The 17,359-nt window shown below is 46.6% G+C and carries 18 protein-coding genes, 2 rRNA genes and 2 riboswitches; of the genes, 3 read left to right on the top strand and 17 right to left on the bottom strand.

All coding sequences use genetic code 11. The features are described from left to right. Position 1: 1 nt before the first annotated feature. The 7 genes from purF to H509_RS0106440 all read right to left on the bottom strand — a co-directional run bounded on the left by purF (position 2) and on the right by H509_RS0106440 (position 7,273). A complete protein-coding gene (gene purF / locus H509_RS0106470; protein WP_425414225.1) occupies positions 2-1,498 on the bottom strand; it encodes an amidophosphoribosyltransferase in 1,497 nt (498 codons plus the stop codon). 14 nt (positions 1,499-1,512) lie between these two features. Next, entirely contained in the window at positions 1,513-3,744 is a 2,232-nt protein-coding gene (gene purL / locus H509_RS0106465) for a phosphoribosylformylglycinamidine synthase subunit PurL (RefSeq protein WP_036696592.1), read from the bottom strand. 40 nt (positions 3,745-3,784) lie between these two features. Beyond that, on the bottom strand, positions 3,785-4,474 hold the full coding sequence (gene purQ, locus H509_RS0106460) for a phosphoribosylformylglycinamidine synthase subunit PurQ (protein WP_028544363.1): 690 nt from the start codon (positions 4,472-4,474) through the stop codon (positions 3,785-3,787). Between the two features lie 4 nt (positions 4,475-4,478). After that, a complete protein-coding gene (gene purS, locus H509_RS0106455; protein WP_028544362.1) occupies positions 4,479-4,724 on the bottom strand; it encodes a phosphoribosylformylglycinamidine synthase subunit PurS in 246 nt (81 codons plus the stop codon). Between the two features lie 255 nt (positions 4,725-4,979). Next, positions 4,980-5,080: riboswitch (purine riboswitch) on the bottom strand. 249 nt (positions 5,081-5,329) lie between these two features. Then, on the bottom strand, positions 5,330-6,013 hold the full coding sequence (locus tag H509_RS0106450; RefSeq protein WP_028544361.1) for a hypothetical protein: 684 nt from the start codon (positions 6,011-6,013) through the stop codon (positions 5,330-5,332). Beyond that, a complete protein-coding gene (locus H509_RS0106445) occupies positions 6,013-6,906 on the bottom strand; it encodes an ABC transporter ATP-binding protein (protein ID WP_028544360.1) in 894 nt (297 codons plus the stop codon). Before H509_RS0106445 ends, H509_RS0106450 begins: the two co-directional genes overlap by 1 nt. Then, positions 6,899-7,273, bottom strand: a complete 375-nt coding sequence (locus H509_RS0106440) for a GntR family transcriptional regulator (RefSeq protein WP_028544359.1) — start codon at positions 7,271-7,273, stop codon at positions 6,899-6,901. The genes H509_RS0106445 and H509_RS0106440 overlap by 8 nt, the downstream gene beginning before the upstream one ends. A 316-nt stretch (positions 7,274-7,589) precedes the next feature. On the opposite strand from H509_RS0106440, the gene H509_RS0106435 reads away from it, so the two are divergent. From H509_RS0106435 to H509_RS0106425, 3 genes are all read left to right on the top strand, one after another. Then, entirely contained in the window at positions 7,590-8,573 is a 984-nt protein-coding gene (locus H509_RS0106435; protein ID WP_028544358.1) for a hypothetical protein, read from the top strand. A gap of 26 nt (positions 8,574-8,599) precedes the next feature. Next, the gene (locus H509_RS27545) at positions 8,600-8,770 is read left to right on the top strand and encodes a hypothetical protein (RefSeq protein WP_157277497.1); all 171 of its coding nucleotides are present in this window, start codon (positions 8,600-8,602) and stop codon (positions 8,768-8,770) included. Positions 8,771-8,864: 94 nt separating this feature from the next. Beyond that, positions 8,865-9,071 carry a hypothetical protein gene (locus tag H509_RS0106425; RefSeq protein ID WP_211234311.1) on the top strand — a complete coding sequence of 69 codons (207 nt, stop codon included), beginning with the start codon at positions 8,865-8,867 and terminating at the stop codon, positions 9,069-9,071. Positions 9,072-9,170: 99 nt separating this feature from the next. Here the strand turns inward: H509_RS0106425 and H509_RS0106420 are convergent, their stop codons facing one another. The 10 genes from H509_RS0106420 to H509_RS0106375 all read right to left on the bottom strand — a co-directional run. Next, a complete protein-coding gene (locus H509_RS0106420; RefSeq protein WP_425414222.1) occupies positions 9,171-10,073 on the bottom strand; it encodes a phosphoribosylaminoimidazolesuccinocarboxamide synthase in 903 nt (300 codons plus the stop codon). 101 nt (positions 10,074-10,174) lie between these two features. After that, positions 10,175-11,470, bottom strand: coding sequence for an adenylosuccinate lyase (gene purB / locus H509_RS0106415; protein ID WP_028544355.1), 1,296 nt, complete (start codon positions 11,468-11,470; stop codon positions 10,175-10,177). A gap of 2 nt (positions 11,471-11,472) precedes the next feature. Further along, positions 11,473-12,657, bottom strand: a complete 1,185-nt coding sequence (gene purK / locus H509_RS0106410) for a 5-(carboxyamino)imidazole ribonucleotide synthase (protein ID WP_028544354.1) — start codon at positions 12,655-12,657, stop codon at positions 11,473-11,475. 38 nt (positions 12,658-12,695) lie between these two features. After that, entirely contained in the window at positions 12,696-13,214 is a 519-nt protein-coding gene (gene purE / locus H509_RS0106405) for a 5-(carboxyamino)imidazole ribonucleotide mutase (protein ID WP_051286858.1), read from the bottom strand. A gap of 297 nt (positions 13,215-13,511) precedes the next feature. Next, positions 13,512-13,612: riboswitch (purine riboswitch) on the bottom strand. Between the two features lie 235 nt (positions 13,613-13,847). Beyond that, positions 13,848-14,285, bottom strand: coding sequence for a universal stress protein (locus H509_RS0106400; RefSeq protein WP_028544352.1), 438 nt, complete (start codon positions 14,283-14,285; stop codon positions 13,848-13,850). An 81-nt stretch (positions 14,286-14,366) separates the two neighbouring features. Beyond that, complete coding sequence (locus H509_RS0106395) at positions 14,367-14,639, bottom strand: DUF1294 domain-containing protein (RefSeq protein WP_028544351.1); 273 nt, start codon at positions 14,637-14,639, stop codon at positions 14,367-14,369. Between the two features lie 406 nt (positions 14,640-15,045). Continuing rightward, on the bottom strand, positions 15,046-15,675 hold the full coding sequence (locus H509_RS0106390) for a hypothetical protein (RefSeq protein WP_028544350.1): 630 nt from the start codon (positions 15,673-15,675) through the stop codon (positions 15,046-15,048). Positions 15,676-15,827: 152 nt separating this feature from the next. Next, complete coding sequence (locus tag H509_RS24460; protein WP_051286855.1) at positions 15,828-16,784, bottom strand: biosynthetic peptidoglycan transglycosylase; 957 nt, start codon at positions 16,782-16,784, stop codon at positions 15,828-15,830. Between the two features lie 243 nt (positions 16,785-17,027). Next, positions 17,028-17,144 (bottom strand): 5S ribosomal RNA (rrf, locus tag H509_RS0106380). Between the two features lie 87 nt (positions 17,145-17,231). Then, a 23S ribosomal RNA gene (locus H509_RS0106375) occupies positions 17,232-17,359 on the bottom strand; the annotation flags it as partial.

Raw genomic sequence — 17,359 nt, 5'->3', positions numbered from 1 at the left:
ACTAGCAGCTGCAACTTGAAGTTTTTGCTACATGGGTTAGCTCCGTCGGATAGTCATGGTCAAAGCAAGCCATACACAGCCCACCGTTTTTCTCTTTAGTAAAAGCGCCACCTATCGCGTTTACCGTGCCCTCGTGCGACAAAAAAGCAAGCGAATCTGCACCAATAATGCTGCATATTTCTTCTACTGAATGGTTTGAAGCGATCAGATCGTTGCTGTCTGGCGTATCAATTCCATAAAAGCATGGATGTTTGAATGGCGGCGACGCAATTCGAAGATGAACCTCCAGCGCCCCAGCGTCACGCAACATCTTTACGATGCGGCGTGATGTCGTGCCACGTACGATCGAATCGTCAATTAGAACGACACGTTTTCCTTCCACTACGCTGCGAACTGCGCTCAGCTTCATCTTGACGCCTTGCTCACGCAGCTCCTGACTTGGCTGAATAAAAGTTCGCCCCGAATATTTACTCTTAATCATCCCCATCTCATAAGGGATGCCAGACTGCTCCGCGTAGCCAATCGCAGCGGAAATGCTGGAATCAGGCACGCCAGATACGATGTCCGCTTCTACGAATGTTTCTTTAGAAAGCTCCATTCCCATCCGCTTGCGTGCCGTATGAAGGTTCACGTCATGCATTTGGCTGTCGGGACGTGCAAAGTAAATGAACTCCATCGCACAAAGGGCACGACGCTCCACAGGAGCGAAGCGCTCTGAGCGGTAGCCCATTGCGTCGAATACAAGCAGTTCACCTGGCTCAACTGCACGGATAAATTCTGCACCAACTGCATCAAGTGCGCACGATTCTGACGAGAAGACATAGGCATCTCCGATTCGGCCCATTGCAAGCGGACGCAAGCCGTGAGGATCTGATGCAACTAGCAGCCGTTCATTCGTCATAATTAGGAACGCAAAGCCACCCTCAAGCTGACGCAGCGCGTCTTTAGCAGCAGTAACTAGATCAGCCTCAGAACGGGCAATCAAATGTGCAATCACTTCCGTGTCACTCGTCGTCTGGAAGATCGAACCCATCTTCTCCAAATCGCGGCGAATGACAGGCGCATTTACGATGTTTCCGTTCGTGGCGACGGACAGATCCCCATCACGCGTCTTAAAAACGAGAGGCTGTGCATTAGTCAAGCGACTGTCGCCGGACGTTGAATATCGTACATGACCGATAGCGCGATCACCTTTCAGGCTCGCAAGACGGTCTTTGTCGAACACTTCCTTGACCAGTCCCATGCCGCGGTGATAGCTGAAATCATGAGTATCAGACGTACAAATTCCCGCACTCTCCTCACCGCGGTGCTGTAACGTATGGAGACCATAATAAGTAAGTGAAGCAGCATCGGCGTAACCAAATACGCCGAATACTCCACACTCCTCGCGTAGACGATCAAAAGGACCGTCCTTGCCGATTCCCTCATTAAAGTAAGTGCCCTTCTCGTCCATACGCGTAAAGTCGTATACTTGAGCTGCCTCTTCACGTTCCTTCATATGCTTATGCTGCTTTATTGCATCAGACATGGAATCGCATCCTTCCACACCCGTTCCGCTTCGATACGTGCCACATCGATGGCAGCCTCACCGTTCACCCGCAGCTGAATTCGGTCTCCGCCAACGACGCCTAAGCGCTGAACAGGCACATCATATTGGGCACAACTCTCAAGGACCGCTTCCACATGCTGCGGACGAACCGACAACAGGACGCGGGATTGAGATTCACTAAACAAGGCCACATCTTTACGCAATCCTTCGATGTGCCAATCTGCGGTTACACCGATGCTGCCGCTAATAGCTGACTCTGTTAATGCTACCGCGATGCCACCTTCGGCAAGGTCATGGGCTGATTGCACCTGACCTGCTTGTATGACACGGAGCACTGCGTGCTGAAGATTTAATTCTGTATCTAAATTCACCACTGGAGGACGTCCCTCTGTTACACCGTGAATGACCGTTTGGAATTCACTGCCGCCAAGCTCTGCTTGTGTCGTACCAAGCAGCAAGACAATGTCGCCTTCCTGTTTAAAGCCTTGCTGTGTAATATGATCAACATCGTGAACGAGACCTACCATGCCCACAACTGGTGTCGGGTAGATGGCTCCTTTTGCATTTTCATTGTATAAGCTGACGTTGCCTCCGATAACCGGAGTGGATAGATGACGACACGCCTCTGCCATCCCGTCTACTGCCTGCTCCATCTGCCAGAAGTTCTCAGGCTTTTCTGGATTGCCGAAGTTTAGGTTGTCTGTAATTGCAAGTGGTTCCGCGCCAGAACACACAATGTTCCGGGCTGCTTCAGCAACAGCAATCCGACCGCCCATGAATGGGTCCAAATACGCATAACGTCCATTACAATCCGTCGTCATCGCAAGCGCCTTGCGTGTGCCGCGCACCATTACGACTGCGGCGTCAGAGCCTGGCGCCACTGCCGTGCTCGCACGAACCATGCTGTCATACTGACGGTATACCCATTCTTTGCTCGCAACCGTCGGTGAGCCCAGCACTTTCAGCAGTGCCTCATTTACATCAACAACTTCTGGATAAGAAGTCGTATCTATTGCTTCATTAGCGGTATAATACGCTGGTACTTGGGACGGCTTCTCATATACTGGACACTCATCGACCAGACCGCGTACCGGCATGTCAGCTACTTCTTCACCGCCATAGGTCAAACGAAGTCTTCCGTCGTCTGTCACACGTCCAACCTTACGGCAAATGACGCCCCATCGATCAAAAATCTCCATTGCGATCGCTTCATTGTGCTCTTCAATGACAAACAGCATCCGCTCTTGGGATTCAGACAGCATCATCTCGTACGGTGTCATACCACGCTCGCGCTGTGGCACCTCATCCAGATGCAGTTCAAGTCCGTTACCCGCCTTGCTTGCCATCTCTGCGCTAGAGCAGGTTAAGCCCGCTGCTCCCATGTCTTGAATACCAATTACAATCCCCGATTGGATAAGCTCCAGACATGATTCCATAACCAGCTTCTCCATAAATGGATCGCCTACCTGAACCGCCGGACGCTTGGCTTCCGACTCTTCCGTAAGTTCCTCGGAGGCAAATGTCGCCCCATGAATCCCATCGCGTCCAGTTGGTGGTCCTACATAATAGACAGGATTTCCAATACCACTTGCGACCCCGCGCTGAATGTCTTTATGGTCAATCAGTCCAACACACATAGCGTTTACTAGCGGATTTCCCTCGTAGCTCGAATCAAACATGACTTCGCCGCCGACCGTCGGGATACCGATGCAGTTACCATAACCAGCAATTCCAGATACAACATGCTCGAACAAATACCGCACACGCTCATCCGTCAATTGTCCAAAACGAAGTGAGTTTAACAAAGCTACTGGACGCGCGCCCATAGAGAAAATATCACGAATAATGCCGCCTACGCCCGTTGCCGCACCTTGGAAAGGCTCAATTGCTGAAGGATGGTTATGGCTCTCGATCTTAAAACAGACCGCCTGGCCATCACCAATGTCTACAATCCCCGCGCCCTCGCCTGGTCCAACCAATACACGATCACCTGTTACTGGAAAACGTTTTAATAAAGGCTTGGAATTTTTGTAGGCACAGTGCTCGGACCACATTACACTAAATACACCGATTTCTGTGTAATTGGGCTTTCGACCTAACAATTCACAAATATGCGCATACTCTGCGTCCGTCACGCCCATAGTTGCATAAATGCGACCATCCGCTATTTGCTGTGGAGTTGGTTCCTTCAGCATGTTGGCTTTGCCTTGCTCCAGTGAAGATGTCGTCTCGTTCTTAGTTAACGTTGGTTGCATGACGTTCCCTCCAGGCCTTCATAATTGATGCAAACATACGCACGCCGTCTTTCGAACCGAGCAGATCGCTTACCGCACGCTCCGGATGCGGCATCATGCCAAGCACATTGCCGCTTGTGTTCATAATTCCCGCTATATCTTCAATCGAACCGTTAGGGTTCGATTCATACGTAAACACGATTTGATTATTGCGTTTTAATTGGGCCAACGTCTCATCGTCACAGTAATAATTGCCTTCACCGTGCGCAATTGGAATATCGATGACTTCGTTCGCTTCGTAGCCGCTTGTAAATGCTGTACTGTTGTTTGTCACACGTAAGTTCGAATAGTGGCATCTGAACTTTAAGCCCGCATTACGACGCAGCGCTCCTGGCAGTAAGCCGGCCTCGGTAAGGATCTGGAAGCCGTTGCATATGCCCAATACAAACACACCATCTTCCGCAGCTTTAGCAACCGCGCTCATAACAGGAGCGAAGCGGGCAATTGCCCCACTTCTCAAATAATCTCCGTAAGAGAAACCGCCTGGAACTATAATCAGGTCATACCCCGTCAAGTCTGATGTCGTATGCCAGACACGCTCTACTGTTGCACCTTCTAATGTCTCTTCTGCCGCATGTACACAGTCCCAATCACAGTTGGAACCCGGAAATACGAGTACCGCTACCTTCATCAGATTAGTCCTCCAACTCATAACGATAGTCTTCAACGACCGTATTGGCGAGCAGTTGTTTACACATCTTCTCAAGCTCGGCCTCAGCTTCCGCGCGGTCATTCGTGTTCAGCGTCAGTTCCATATATTTACCGATACGCACTTCTTCGACTGCTCCATATCCCATCGTGTGCAGTGCCTGTTGAACAGCAGCTCCTTGCGGATCGAGTACATTTGCCTTCGTCGTGACATAAACTTTTGCTTTGAACATGGAATCGTTTCCTCCCAAGAATGAGTGATAAGGTAGGTGCCTTGCGATCTATTCGCAGGGCGTGCTTGCTGACATTATGCTTGTGCTATGAGCTATAAGACGTTTACGAATAACGAGCCCAAGACATAAAAACGGTCCGAGAGAAAGCGCTTGGAGCACTGCCCTGGGACCGTCAAGACCAGAAAGAAAACGCGAGCAACGCAGAAAATCACGGTACCTGATCGCACATAAGCGACTGGGCGGATATACATACGTTTGCAGGACGCTTTCCCTCGTAGTCCAAAAATTTAAGGTCTTTGGGTAGAAACTTCGGGCCATATCCCCGGAATTATACGAGAGCTATCATCATACGTTATATTTTGATTTGAGTATAGTGTATCAGTGTTCAAATGCCTATGTCAACCGTAAAACACGAACATTAATTGTTAATTAAATATTATAGTTCGTTTTTATTGACATAGATATGTCCATCCCCACAACGATGCAGCCCGCTATTTTTTGTAGTGTGCCCGTATTTCGTTGCGTCACGCCCCAAAAATGCCGCATCATCATTCTGAATACACAAATACCGCCCGATTAGTATCGGACGGTATGAAGCTCCCCTATTAAATGGTTGCTTTACGCAGCAGCAAATACGATATCCCTGCATAGAGTACAGTCAGGGCACATATCCACAAGGAGTGCTGGAAGACTGTGTATTGGCCTATCCAACTAAATATATCCAACCAAAGGCTAAAGTAGGTCAGCAGGTATGATCCGGCAGCTCCAATAACAAATGAAGCTATAAAAAATACATACAGCCCATTACGACCGTAACGTCGGTGCAGGCTTGAAATAACAAACCCACAATAAAACAGGTGCAGCAAAAAACTAAAATAAATCCATAACTGCTGAAAGATCGTGCCATCATTTAAATAGGCCACGTGAAAAAAGTGAAGATTGAATCCCCAACCGCCTGTTCCTTGTTCCAACGTGCCAAGCAGCAGTAAGATGACGGCAGATATCACACTTACGATAGCGATCGAGGCGGCCGTTCCTAGAAAGTAGTCCTTGCGTCTTATACTTAAGCTAATTGCAAATACAAACGTTTGTCCTAAACAAATAACTCCCATTACAAACAAATAAATAAAGATCGAACCCATTCCGCCGCTCGTAAAGCCTTCATCATTAATGGCATAAGCAATAATAAAATTAACGAAAAAGCTTAACAACAAAATCAGCCACGGGAGTACATACCAAGACCACTTATCCCTGCTGTGCATCTTTATGACAGCTGCAATACGATTCATTAGGCTTTTACCCCCTTGCGGTCTGAACCGCTTTTTGTCAGATGAACGATTAGTTGCTGGAGGGATACTGGTGTTACCTCTATTCCTTGTGCTTCCGCTTGCTTTTTGTCGTCTGACAATAAGCTTCCGATTACAGTAGCTGAAGTCATACCGCCGAAAGGAGTGCGGTTAATAACTTCTTTACCTGCTATGAAAGCTTCAACCTTAGTCGATGCTCCCACTGCCGTAAAAGCTCTCCCTCTCAAATCATCAGCATCCTCATTCATGATCAAACGCCCCTCATCGATAACGAGTACATGCTCTAACAATTGACTTACCTCATCTATTAAATGAGTTGAAAGAATGATCGTTCTTGGATGTTCACTGTAATCCTCAATCAGTCTATCATAAAACAAACTACGTGAGACGGCATCCAGTCCCAAGTACGGCTCATCAAATATGGTAAGCGGCGCGCGGCTTGCCAGACCGATGACAATCCCTACTGCCGACGTCATGCCTCGGGACAGCTTTTTGACCATACGCTTCAATGGCAATCTAAAATCACCCACTAAATCATGTGCATATTCACGGTCCCAATTCGGAAAGCTCGCAGCGGCCACCTCAAGCACGTCGTGAACACTAAAAATATCGGGATACTTCTGGCTCTCCTTAATAAAGCAAATCTGCCTGAGAATTGACTCATTTTCGTATGGATTTCCCCCAAACACGTTTAACTCACCAGATGTTGGAAAAAGCTGTGCTGTGAGCATATGCATAATCGTAGTCTTTCCTGCACCATTCCTCCCGAGAAGACCATATATCTTATCCTCCTCAATCGTAAAGCTGACATGATCCACAGCGTGCACACCGCCGTAGGTCTTTGTTAATTGATTCACTTCGATTATTTTACTCAACACGCTTCGCCCCCCTCTTAATCATTTCCGTCAAATGTTCTGCTGTAATCCCTAGTTTTTCGGCCTCCTGGATCATCGCAACCACATATTGTTCATAAAATTGCTCTCTTCGCTTCTCCATCAATAGCGCCCGAGCTCCTGTCGCTACAAATATGCCGATTCCACGCTTTTTGTATAGAACTCCTTCATCCACCAACAGGGCTACCCCTTTCGCGGCTGTCGCCGGATTAATCTGATAAAAAGCAGCAATCTGAATCTTTGAAGGCACTTGACTTTCTTCTTGCAGTCTTCCTTCAATGACGTCATCCTCAATCCGTTCTGCAATTTGCATAAAGATCGGGCGGCTGTCATCGATCAAATATCCCATCTCACCACCACCAAACTAGTTAATTACTCGTGTAACTAACTATACTTGCGTTTCAATTTATTGTCAACGCTTCTTACATTCTTTTTTCGATTTGCTTCTATCCGTTCAAAGCAACGTTAATGTAATCACTTCGCCTTCTCCGGCTCATAATTGCATATTCCTAAACTTTTCCACATGGAGTATGATAGAACTATATGCATGTTAAATGCCACGTTGTAATCGTCAACTTTTGCATACGGCCTTTATGACCTCGCGCTCCCCCCTTGTTCACCCAATCCAGCTTTACATACGCTACCCAAATATGAGGTGTTTGCCCTTGAAGAAATTTTATTGGTTTTTGGTCGTCATGGCCTTTGTCTTTATGTTCGATTTATGGGTTGAAAATTCGGACCTCGCTTCCAATTTTTTTCATAGTTATATTGAGCCCTACACCGATAAAGCCGAATTCCCGATTATTTGGACGATATTGATCCTCGCTGGTGTAGCCTCGTACGTCCTCGACATTTTAGCCAGAAAAAATGAAGAAAAGAAAGAACTGGAAGCGAAGCTGCACAGCGAAATGCAGATGCTTGTCATGGCAAACCAGCAGTTGGGAGCATACCGGATGCGAGATATTTTGCTCCGATTGTTCCACGGTTTCGTGCAGAACAACCCGTATGTCCTTGCCGTTCAACTTTACGAATTTACACTCCAACATCAGAAAGGTGATAGTGTGATCAAGCTGAATCTAATGGATGGGGCTGTTATGGAAAATGTGGACCTGAATGCGGTTCATCAATCTTATTATCGGTTCAGCATTAAGCTCTATCGTGATTTCATGACAGCACGGAGTGCCGCCGAACGCGGAGATTTTATGCCGTTTGTTGACTTTGTTACTACCCATAACCGGAGCTTATCCTTAAAGCGCGAGCAGGACTTAAATGAGAAGGATGCCATTATTTATGCCTTCTTGCTCATTAGTTTTGACCTGCTTGAGAAGTTGTTTGAAGCAAGCTTCACCTTATTTCTTGATCCTGACAAAGTTAAAAAGTTGGAGTCTATGAAGCGTACAGGCCTGCTCCGTGCCATTTTACTGGAGAATTATTCTTATTCCTTCACCCATACCGGAAGAAATGATAAATCGAACCGCCAATATATTGCGGCCAGATTACGTATACAAGACAAGCCTTATCTATATGTTATTGCACTTGATGCGGAAATTCTTCATGACGCTAACCGCAACCGTTTGCTGGATCAAATCACGGAAGATTTTGAAAATAAACTTCAAAAGTGTCTGGACTCTGTATATAATGGAAATTGAGATTATTGCAAAGCGAGGGAATGTGCATGAAGATAGGTGACACCAACGGTTCCGACTTCGAGCAAGCGAAGAAAGCTGCGATCGCCAGACTGGAGCAAGCAGGCATTCATGTACAGAAAGGCAGCAAGAAACCCGCATATGGCATGTACTCGTCAATAGTAGGGACTCGAAGAGAGCCCTTTGTGATACGATATTAAGCAGAAGGAGCAGCCCGTAAGAAGGCCGCTCCTTTTTTAGTTCCCAGCAGGTTTAGACTTGAATACTTTGTTTAATAAAGAGTAACAGGTGATGATGATGGACAATAATGCTGGCAAGCGATCCGAATTAGAAAGGCTGCTGACGGCAGCCGGATTTCCCCGCAAGCAAGAACAACCACGCGCTTACGCGGGCATCGTAGGGCGAAGACAGGCACCGCTGCTGCTTTATCCAAATGAGAAGGACACCAATTCCTGCAACGTTAATACTGATTTGAGCAGCAATTCGTCACAGCGGACTTAGCAAAGCCCCTCCTGTTACAACCAAGTCGATCATAGGCAGGTCAATTCCCCGCCTCATAACAGAACTCCCGGCCAATAAGAGGCCGGGAGTTCTTTGCATTTATTGGGTAAGTCTCGTCCAAATGTCGACGTAGCGTCTTGTCGTCTCCTCGACTACCGCTTGAGGCAATGGAGCAGGTGCGCTGACCTGATCCCAGTCCGAATGCGCGAGATACGTACGCACAGGCTCTTTGTCCATGCTGTCAATCTCCGTATCAAGCGCATAATTTTCCTTGGCCCAAAACCGAGAGCAGTCCGGCGTAAAAATTTCATCGATCAGTATTACTTCACCCTCAACGATACCGAACTCAAATTTGCAGTCCGCAAGTATAATGCCGCGCTGCTCGCAATATGCGCTCGCGTACTCGTACAGCATCAGACTTTTGTCACGCAGCGTATGTGCAAGTTCCGATCCCACAAGCTCTTGCATACGATCAAATGTAATATCCTCATCGTGTCCTACATCATTTTTGGCCGCAGGGGTAAACAATGGTGTTGAAAAGCGTTCATTTTTACGCAGCCCAGCAGGCAGCTCAATACCGTTAATCGCTTGGTTCTTCGTATATTGACGCCAGCCGCCACCAGTAATATAGCCACGAACCACACATTCAATATCAATGCGTTCCGCTTTCTTCGTGACCATAATCCGATTACGTAGTGCCTCTTTGTCTATAATAACATCGCCCAGCTTGTCCACATCTGTATGCACAACATGGCTGCTAATCCGTTCCTTGGTTTGATCAAACCAATATGCGCTTAATTGATTTAACACATTTCCTTTCTCTGGAACAGCCGGTTCCAGCACATAGTCAAATGCCGAAATTCGGTCTGTAACCACGATTAGAAAATGCTGTCCCAAGTCATAAAGCTCACGCACTTTGCCTTTGTATACTAGCGGAGCGTTCACAAGATTCACTGCGGTCGGTATAGCTGCGGTTGTCACGATAACTGCCTCCCCAAGCATGATGTTAGCCTGCATCCTTATTGTTGCGTACAATCGAATGGTTACTTATTTAATGATGTTAATTCATCACTCACTAATCACTATTCACGATGTAGTGCCTATTACAGCAAGCCTACCTGTGCAAAAATCGTATCCACATGCTTTAAATGCCATTGCGGATTAAAGGCATCCTCAATCTCCTCAGCCGTCAGCACCGCCGTAATTTCAGGTGTCTCCTCAATGATGCTGCGGAAGCTGCGCTGCTCTTCCCACGCTTGCATCGCACGGGGCTGTACTGTATCGTAGGCTTGCTCACGAGCCCAGCCTTTGTCGATCAGCTTCGTCATGACGCGGCCGGAGAACGGCACACCAAACGTACGCTGCATGTTACGTTTCATGTTTTCAGGGAATACCGTCAAGTTCTTGACGATGTTCATGAAACGATTGAGCATGTAGTTCAAAAGCATCGTTGCATCTGGCAAAATTACACGCTCCACTGAGCTGTGCGAAATGTCGCGCTCATGCCACAGCGTGACGTTCTCGTAGGCCGAGATGACGTGTCCACGAATGACACGAGCAAGGCCCGAAATGTTTTCACAGCCGATCGGATTACGCTTATGAGGCATGGCAGAGGAACCTTTCTGGCCTTTCGCAAAAGCCTCCTCGACTTCGCGGAATTCACTCTTCTGCAAGCCCCGGATCTCCGTGGCGAACTTGTCGAGTGAAGTCGCGATTAAGCCAAGCGTCGCCATATATTCAGCATGGCGGTCACGCTGCAAAGTCTGCGTTGAGATAGGCGCAGCCTTGGTGCCCAACTTTTCGCACACGAACTTCTCTACAAACGGGTCAATGTTGGCATACGTCCCTACTGCCCCTGATATTTTGCCGTACTGCACACCATCTGCTGCATGGCGGAAACGTTCCAGGTTACGCTGCATTTCGGCATACCATAATGCCATTTTCAGACCAAATGTTGTCGGCTCCGCATGTACGCCATGTGTACGTCCCATCATCGGTGTATCTTTATATTCAAGCGCCTTGTTCTTCAAAATTTCAATAAAGTTCAAAATGTCGCTTTCGAGAATTTCATTCGCCTGTTTTAACTGATAACCAAGCGCCGTGTCTACAACATCAGTGGACGTGAGGCCATAGTGAACCCATTTGCGTTCAGGACCAACTGATTCAGACACTGCACGCGTAAAAGCGATAACGTCATGACGAGTTTCTGCCTCGATCTCATAGATCCGATCGATGTCAAAAGTCGCATTCGCACGCAGCTGCTGTACGTCTTCCTTCGGAATAACGCCCAGTTCTACCCATGCTTCACAAGCACACAGTTCTACTTCAAGCCAAGTTTTGAATTTGTTCTCTTCCGTCCATATGGCCCGCATTTCCGGGCGTGAGTAACGTTCAATCATCGTTATTGATTCCTCCAAATATTCGTCTGCTTTACCCATTGCAGCGCAGATTCCACATCAGACGCCAACAAGTTAATATGCCCCATCTTACGCTTAGGCAAAGCCTCGGACTTGCCGTACCAGTGCAGCTTCGGTGTAACGTGAAGCTTCTCTGCCACTGCATCATCCTCCACTAGCCATTGTAACATGTCTTTACGATGTTCACCGAGCAGATTTACCATTACAACCGGTGTACGAAGTGTTGTATCCCCAAGCGGCAAGTTGCATATCGCACGCAGGTGCTGCTCGAATTGTGACGTCATGCAAGCGTCCATCGTATAATGCCCTGAATTATGAGGACGAGGCGCCAGCTCATTAACGATGAGTTGATTATCAGCCGTCATAAACATTTCAACTGCAATCAAGCCCACCACATCAAGTGCTTCTGCAATTTGACGAGCTAGACGTTCTGCCTCCTGCTGCACAGCTTCAGGCACACGAGCCGGCACGATGGACAAATGCAAAATATGGTCTGCATGTCTATTTTCAGCTACGGGAAATGTAGCAATGTCTCCGTCCGAATTACGTGCTGCAATGACAGACAGCTCCAACTGAAACGGAATAAACGCCTCAAGCACCAGTTCTGCACCGAGAATGGAAAGTTCCTTATATGCTTGTTCAGCATCTCCTTGCCGCCGAATCATACGCTGACCTTTGCCATCATAGCCTCCAGTTGCCGTTTTGAGCACGCCTTGGCCACCAAACAACGCTACTTGCTGCTCCAGCTCTGCAAGCGATTCAATCTTTGCATAAGGTGCTACCGGAATACCTGCCTTCGACAACGCATCTTTCTCACGCAAGCGATGCTGTGTCATGTGCAATAGATGTCCGCCCTGAGGCAGGTAGGCGCCCTGTTCAAGCTTTTCTACAACCTCAAGTGAAACATTCTCAAATTCATAAGTAATAACATCAGACATCGACGCCAGACGTCCAGCTGCCTCTATATCCCCAAAGTCTGCTTGTATGTGGCGCGCCGCCTCAGCGCAGGGCGCATCTGGTGACGGGTCTAAAGTAACAAAGCGATACCCCATGCGCAAACCATCCAACGCTAGCATACGGCCAAGCTGACCTCCGCCCAGCACCCCTATTGTTGCGCCTGGCTGTATTCGAACTGATGTATGGTCACCTTGATTTCCAGTTGGAGTCATCTTGATGTTTGAGACTTCGGTTATTCTCGGTGAGACTGTCATTGAAGTGCCCCCGTCTCTGCGACCTGTTCGCGAATCTGCTCCCGGCGAGCTGCCAAACGGGCTCGTAAAGACTCATCGTACATGCCTAACATTTGTGCTGCTAGCAGTCCGGCATTCGTCGCTCCTGCATGACCAATAGCAACAGTAGCTACCGGAACTCCAGCAGGCATCTGTACAATCGATAATAAAGAATCCATGCCGTTTAAGTTGGAAGATTTCACAGGGACACCGATAACCGGCAGAATGGTCTTTGCTGCTACCATCCCAGGCAAATGCGCAGCACCGCCTGCACCAGCAATAATTACTCGGATACCTCGAGTCTCAGCTGTCTCCGCATATCGAAACATCTCATCCGGAGTACGATGCGCTGATACAACACGCGCTTCATAATGGATGCCCAATTCATCCAGAATATCACATGCGCGCTTCATCGTATCCCAATCTGAGGTGCTGCCCATGATAACGCCAACTTTTAGTACATGCTGTTCGCTGCTGCTGTTTGCCACGTTTCCCATTTTGTCCTCATCCCACTTTCGACATGATCCATGTTATAGTACACATCTTTATTTTTAAAATTAATTAATGGCTGTAACTATTTCAAGTACATACACCGAGCACTGATCAAGCTTTACTGTAATAGTATGGACAAATAAAAAAAGCTGAGTGAAATGAAATCATCTCTACTCGGCCTTCTGAACTTTATACTACACCATACAATGATCTGCCAGAGCTTGGCCATTCATCCAGTTAGTATGCCGCAACAGCAGCACATAGCCTCGATTTCATGAGCACCATCCGCGAGGAATGGAGGCAGGGAGTATTGTCATTTGCGTAGTCCAAAGATTTACGGTCCTCGGGTAGAGACTTCCGCCCATATTCACGGAAATATACGAAATGATATATCATTCGATTATCGTCTTATCTACATTCAGTTTAACAAGGTCATATATAGAGTGTCAACCCAATAGGCGAACAATAAATATAGTTTACAATTTATCGTTCGTATATTAGCTTGGTTATACTTTTTTAGTATACACAAAAAACCAGCTTGCCGCTTCTCATAGAGAGACTGACAAACTGGTTCTGCTTCATTACGTTATCTGCATAATGGCTAAGCCGATGTTATTGAAAAAAGATGTATGCGCGCACTATGACTTCATTACCAATACAGGTACTTTAGCAGACTGGACAACATAATGGCTGACGCTGCCGAGCACAAACTCGCGCAAACCACTCAAGCCTCTGCTGCCTATAATAATCAAGTCGCATTTGTGCTGCTCCGCATATTGAATGACAGCTTGTCCAGGAGGACCTTGCAGCAGTTCTACCGCAGCGCGATCTCCTAAGAAGCTGACCTGCTCCCTTGCATGCTGTTCAATCTGCTGTGCATATTCATACACTTCTTGATTCACTTGAGGGGAAGCTGTTGAGAATGCATCTCCAAGGAAATATTGCGGCAACTGGAAAATGTGAACAACGTGCACACGCACCTCTCCACTAGCCTCTGCCATACCAAGCGCATGCTTTAGTGCATTGCGGGAAGGTTCCGATCCATCATAAGCTACCAATACATTTGTAAATGCCATAATAATCCCTCGCTTCTCCGTCTATATTTACCCTTCAGCATCATTACGATTGTAGTTGTGATCTACGAGATGCACTCTTTTTTACCCGAATTTGATGATGATGAAACTGTACACGATTACGTTCACAATAAGAATAAAAGGTATGCCCGCCGTAAACGTCACATGCTGCGTCTTATGTCGCTTCTTATACATCGCTATCAAAATACCTAGTGCACCGCCAAGCCACCCTGTCAGGAACAGCTTGCGCTCGGGGATGCGTCTACGATGCTTGACCGCTTTTTGCTTATCGATGACCATCAATTGATAGCCCGTCACATTTAACACAAATGCATATAGAAATATAACAAGGATCAATAACCTGCTTCCCCCTCTCCTGCCCTGCTTCTATTATACAGGATTGGTTCCAATTAATCTGACTGAAATAAGGGCTAGCAGGCTCGTCGGCATCAGTTGATCGGCTAATATAATAAAGCGCGTTAGTTGGACCAGTCATTTCCACCATCTTATCTTTCGAAAGGTGTAAACTAACAATCCCCTTTATCGAATTAAAATCATGTTGATTAAACAGCCCTATCATTAGAGAAATTATAATTAACAACGGGATAAGGACTACAACTAATTTTACCCTTTTCATCATTTTACGCTCTCCTCGATTCGCTACTAATCTCGTATACCGATGATTTGAGCCCGTGTTAAAGGTAGTGGTTCAGTACATCCCTCTATATAAAAAAACGGCATTTCTGCCGTTTTTCCGCTTGAATTACCCGTTTAATTCGTGGCCCTCTTGAATATGATACAAACCTTGTAGTATCAAATCCGCAGGATCACGATTGAGCAGCATTTGCATCATTAAAATATGGATCGGGAATGCACAAGTGTTGTTTCCTTCGACGATCGCCGGAAACCCTGCTTCGAATACAGGACCATGCTCCTCATTCCACCCCAGCCCCGCATGCGCCGTATCAGGGAACTCTTCATGAACAGCCGCGAGACATTGAGGGATCAACACTTCATCAATTAATGCCTTCGCCTCGTCTTCTGACTCTGGCGATTTCGGCAACAATTTACCACCCTTTGTCTTCATCAGCTCTACGAAGAAGGAGGCCATCCATTGGTCCGGTTTATCGTTGGTTTGGAACATCTCAATTAATTCACGCATAAAAAATCCACATACATAACTGTCTTCTGCAGCATCCTTCACTTGATAAATAAAAATTGGCCCATAAACTTCGTGGTTTAATACCTGTCCTTGTACATCGTCGTAATATGTACGCAACGCGACAAGCGCGTTATGATGAACAGCATCAACCAGCTCAGTAAATTTCGCTGCCGCAGCAGTATCTTCATTACCATTGTTCGTTGGTTCTTCATTTATGGTTTCTTTTGTCATCTTATTCACCCAACACCCATCATATCATTCAGCAAGATCAAGCGTCTAGTCCTACACTTCTGTATACGAAAAGATAAGGATAAATTCAATTTCATATAAGTGATCTATGAAGACAAAATTAGGCGGCGAAAAATAGATATCGATATCACTACTCACCTCTTAGCTAATATTACTGGCTTGTGAAGGGCTGTCTGTAGTTCATTTTTCGTTATCCAGCCCAAATCATACATCCGATATAACACAACCTGTTGGCGCTGCTGTGCACGCTGCAAGTTTTTAAAAGGCGAATAGTGCTCAGGTGCTTTGAGCAATCCAACTAGTAGAGCTGACTCGGCAAGGTCTATGGTCGGTACATTGTTAAGAGATCGGGTTGTTTTGGCAAAATAATAATTGGCTGCCGCCTCAATGCCATATTTGCCATGTCCAAAGTACACTTTGTTTAAATACATACCAAGCAGGTCTTGTTTACTGTAATTCCAGTCCAGATTTAAGGCAATCGCAACTTCTTTAAATTTGCGCACAAATTTCTTCTCATGTGATAAAAATAAGTTCCGTGACAACTGCATCGTAATAGTGCTGCCACCTTGTACTTTGCTTTGTTTGATCACATCTACCCACAGCGAACGAACCATTCCTACAGGATCGACACCAGGATGCAAATAAAATCGATGGTCCTCGATAGCGAGCAACGCTGCTCCAATATAAGAGGGCATTTCGTCCGGCCGAACTAATGGCTGTCCATTAGGTAAGGCCACTTGTTGCTGCACCTGTTCGTAGAACATATCCAGCTTAGCTTTATCGATCCATTGGCTACCCGCCGCTATTAGCCCTGTCCAAGTCAGAATAGGCACAAGGAGCGCAACACATACCGCAACGATCGTACTATATTTCCACGCTGATCGCTTGTTAGCCGTAGATAGTTGTGCACTAGAAGATGCAGAATTTATCCTTACATGCGGGATGCAAGCTTTTTGTTCCGTTTGAAGAACGGCACGTGATGACTTGTTATGTGAGATGACCTTGGCCGTCGTTTGCGCTTCATCGTTTAGCTTCAGCTTGCGGCAAGGTACATTATTTATCGTATTAATTGTGCTCGACCTCTCTTCCATGTTATCACTTTAACGAAAAGAGCTTGAGTTTACTATTGATTTAGATGTCATGCAGCTTACATTCCTGAAAGACATAACAGCGTAGCCTTTTGATGGTTGGAAACGGTAACCGGATAAAATACGATGGGCAAAATATTGAAGATGGGTTTAAATAGTTAGCTTTTAATGTAGCTAACTTCAGAGGAAAAATAAAAGAACTGTTCTCCGATACATTGTCGGGGAACAGTTCTCAATTACTTATCTGCTTGGCAACGTCCTACTCTCCCAGGACCCTGCGGTCCAAGTACCATCGGCGCTGGAGGGCTTAACGGTCGTGTTCGGGATGGGTACGCGTGGAACCCCTCCGCCATCGCCACCAAACAACGATTAGCTAAGCTAATCTATATGGTTCAAAGCTTGCACTTTGAAAACTGAATGCGAAGTGTACATGACTCACTTAGAATGTATTAGGATAAGCCCTCGACCGATTAGTATTCGTCAGCTCCACACATTACTGTGCTTCCACCCCGAACCTATCTACCTCGTCGTCTTCAAGGGGTCTTACTAATTGGGAAATCTCATCTTGAGGGGGGCTT

It is taken from the genome of Paenibacillus taiwanensis DSM 18679 (assembly GCF_000425125.1).
In the GTDB taxonomy this organism is placed as follows: domain Bacteria; phylum Bacillota; class Bacilli; order Paenibacillales; family Paenibacillaceae; genus Paenibacillus_B; species Paenibacillus_B taiwanensis.
This window is presented reverse-complemented; position numbering and strand designations above follow the sequence as displayed.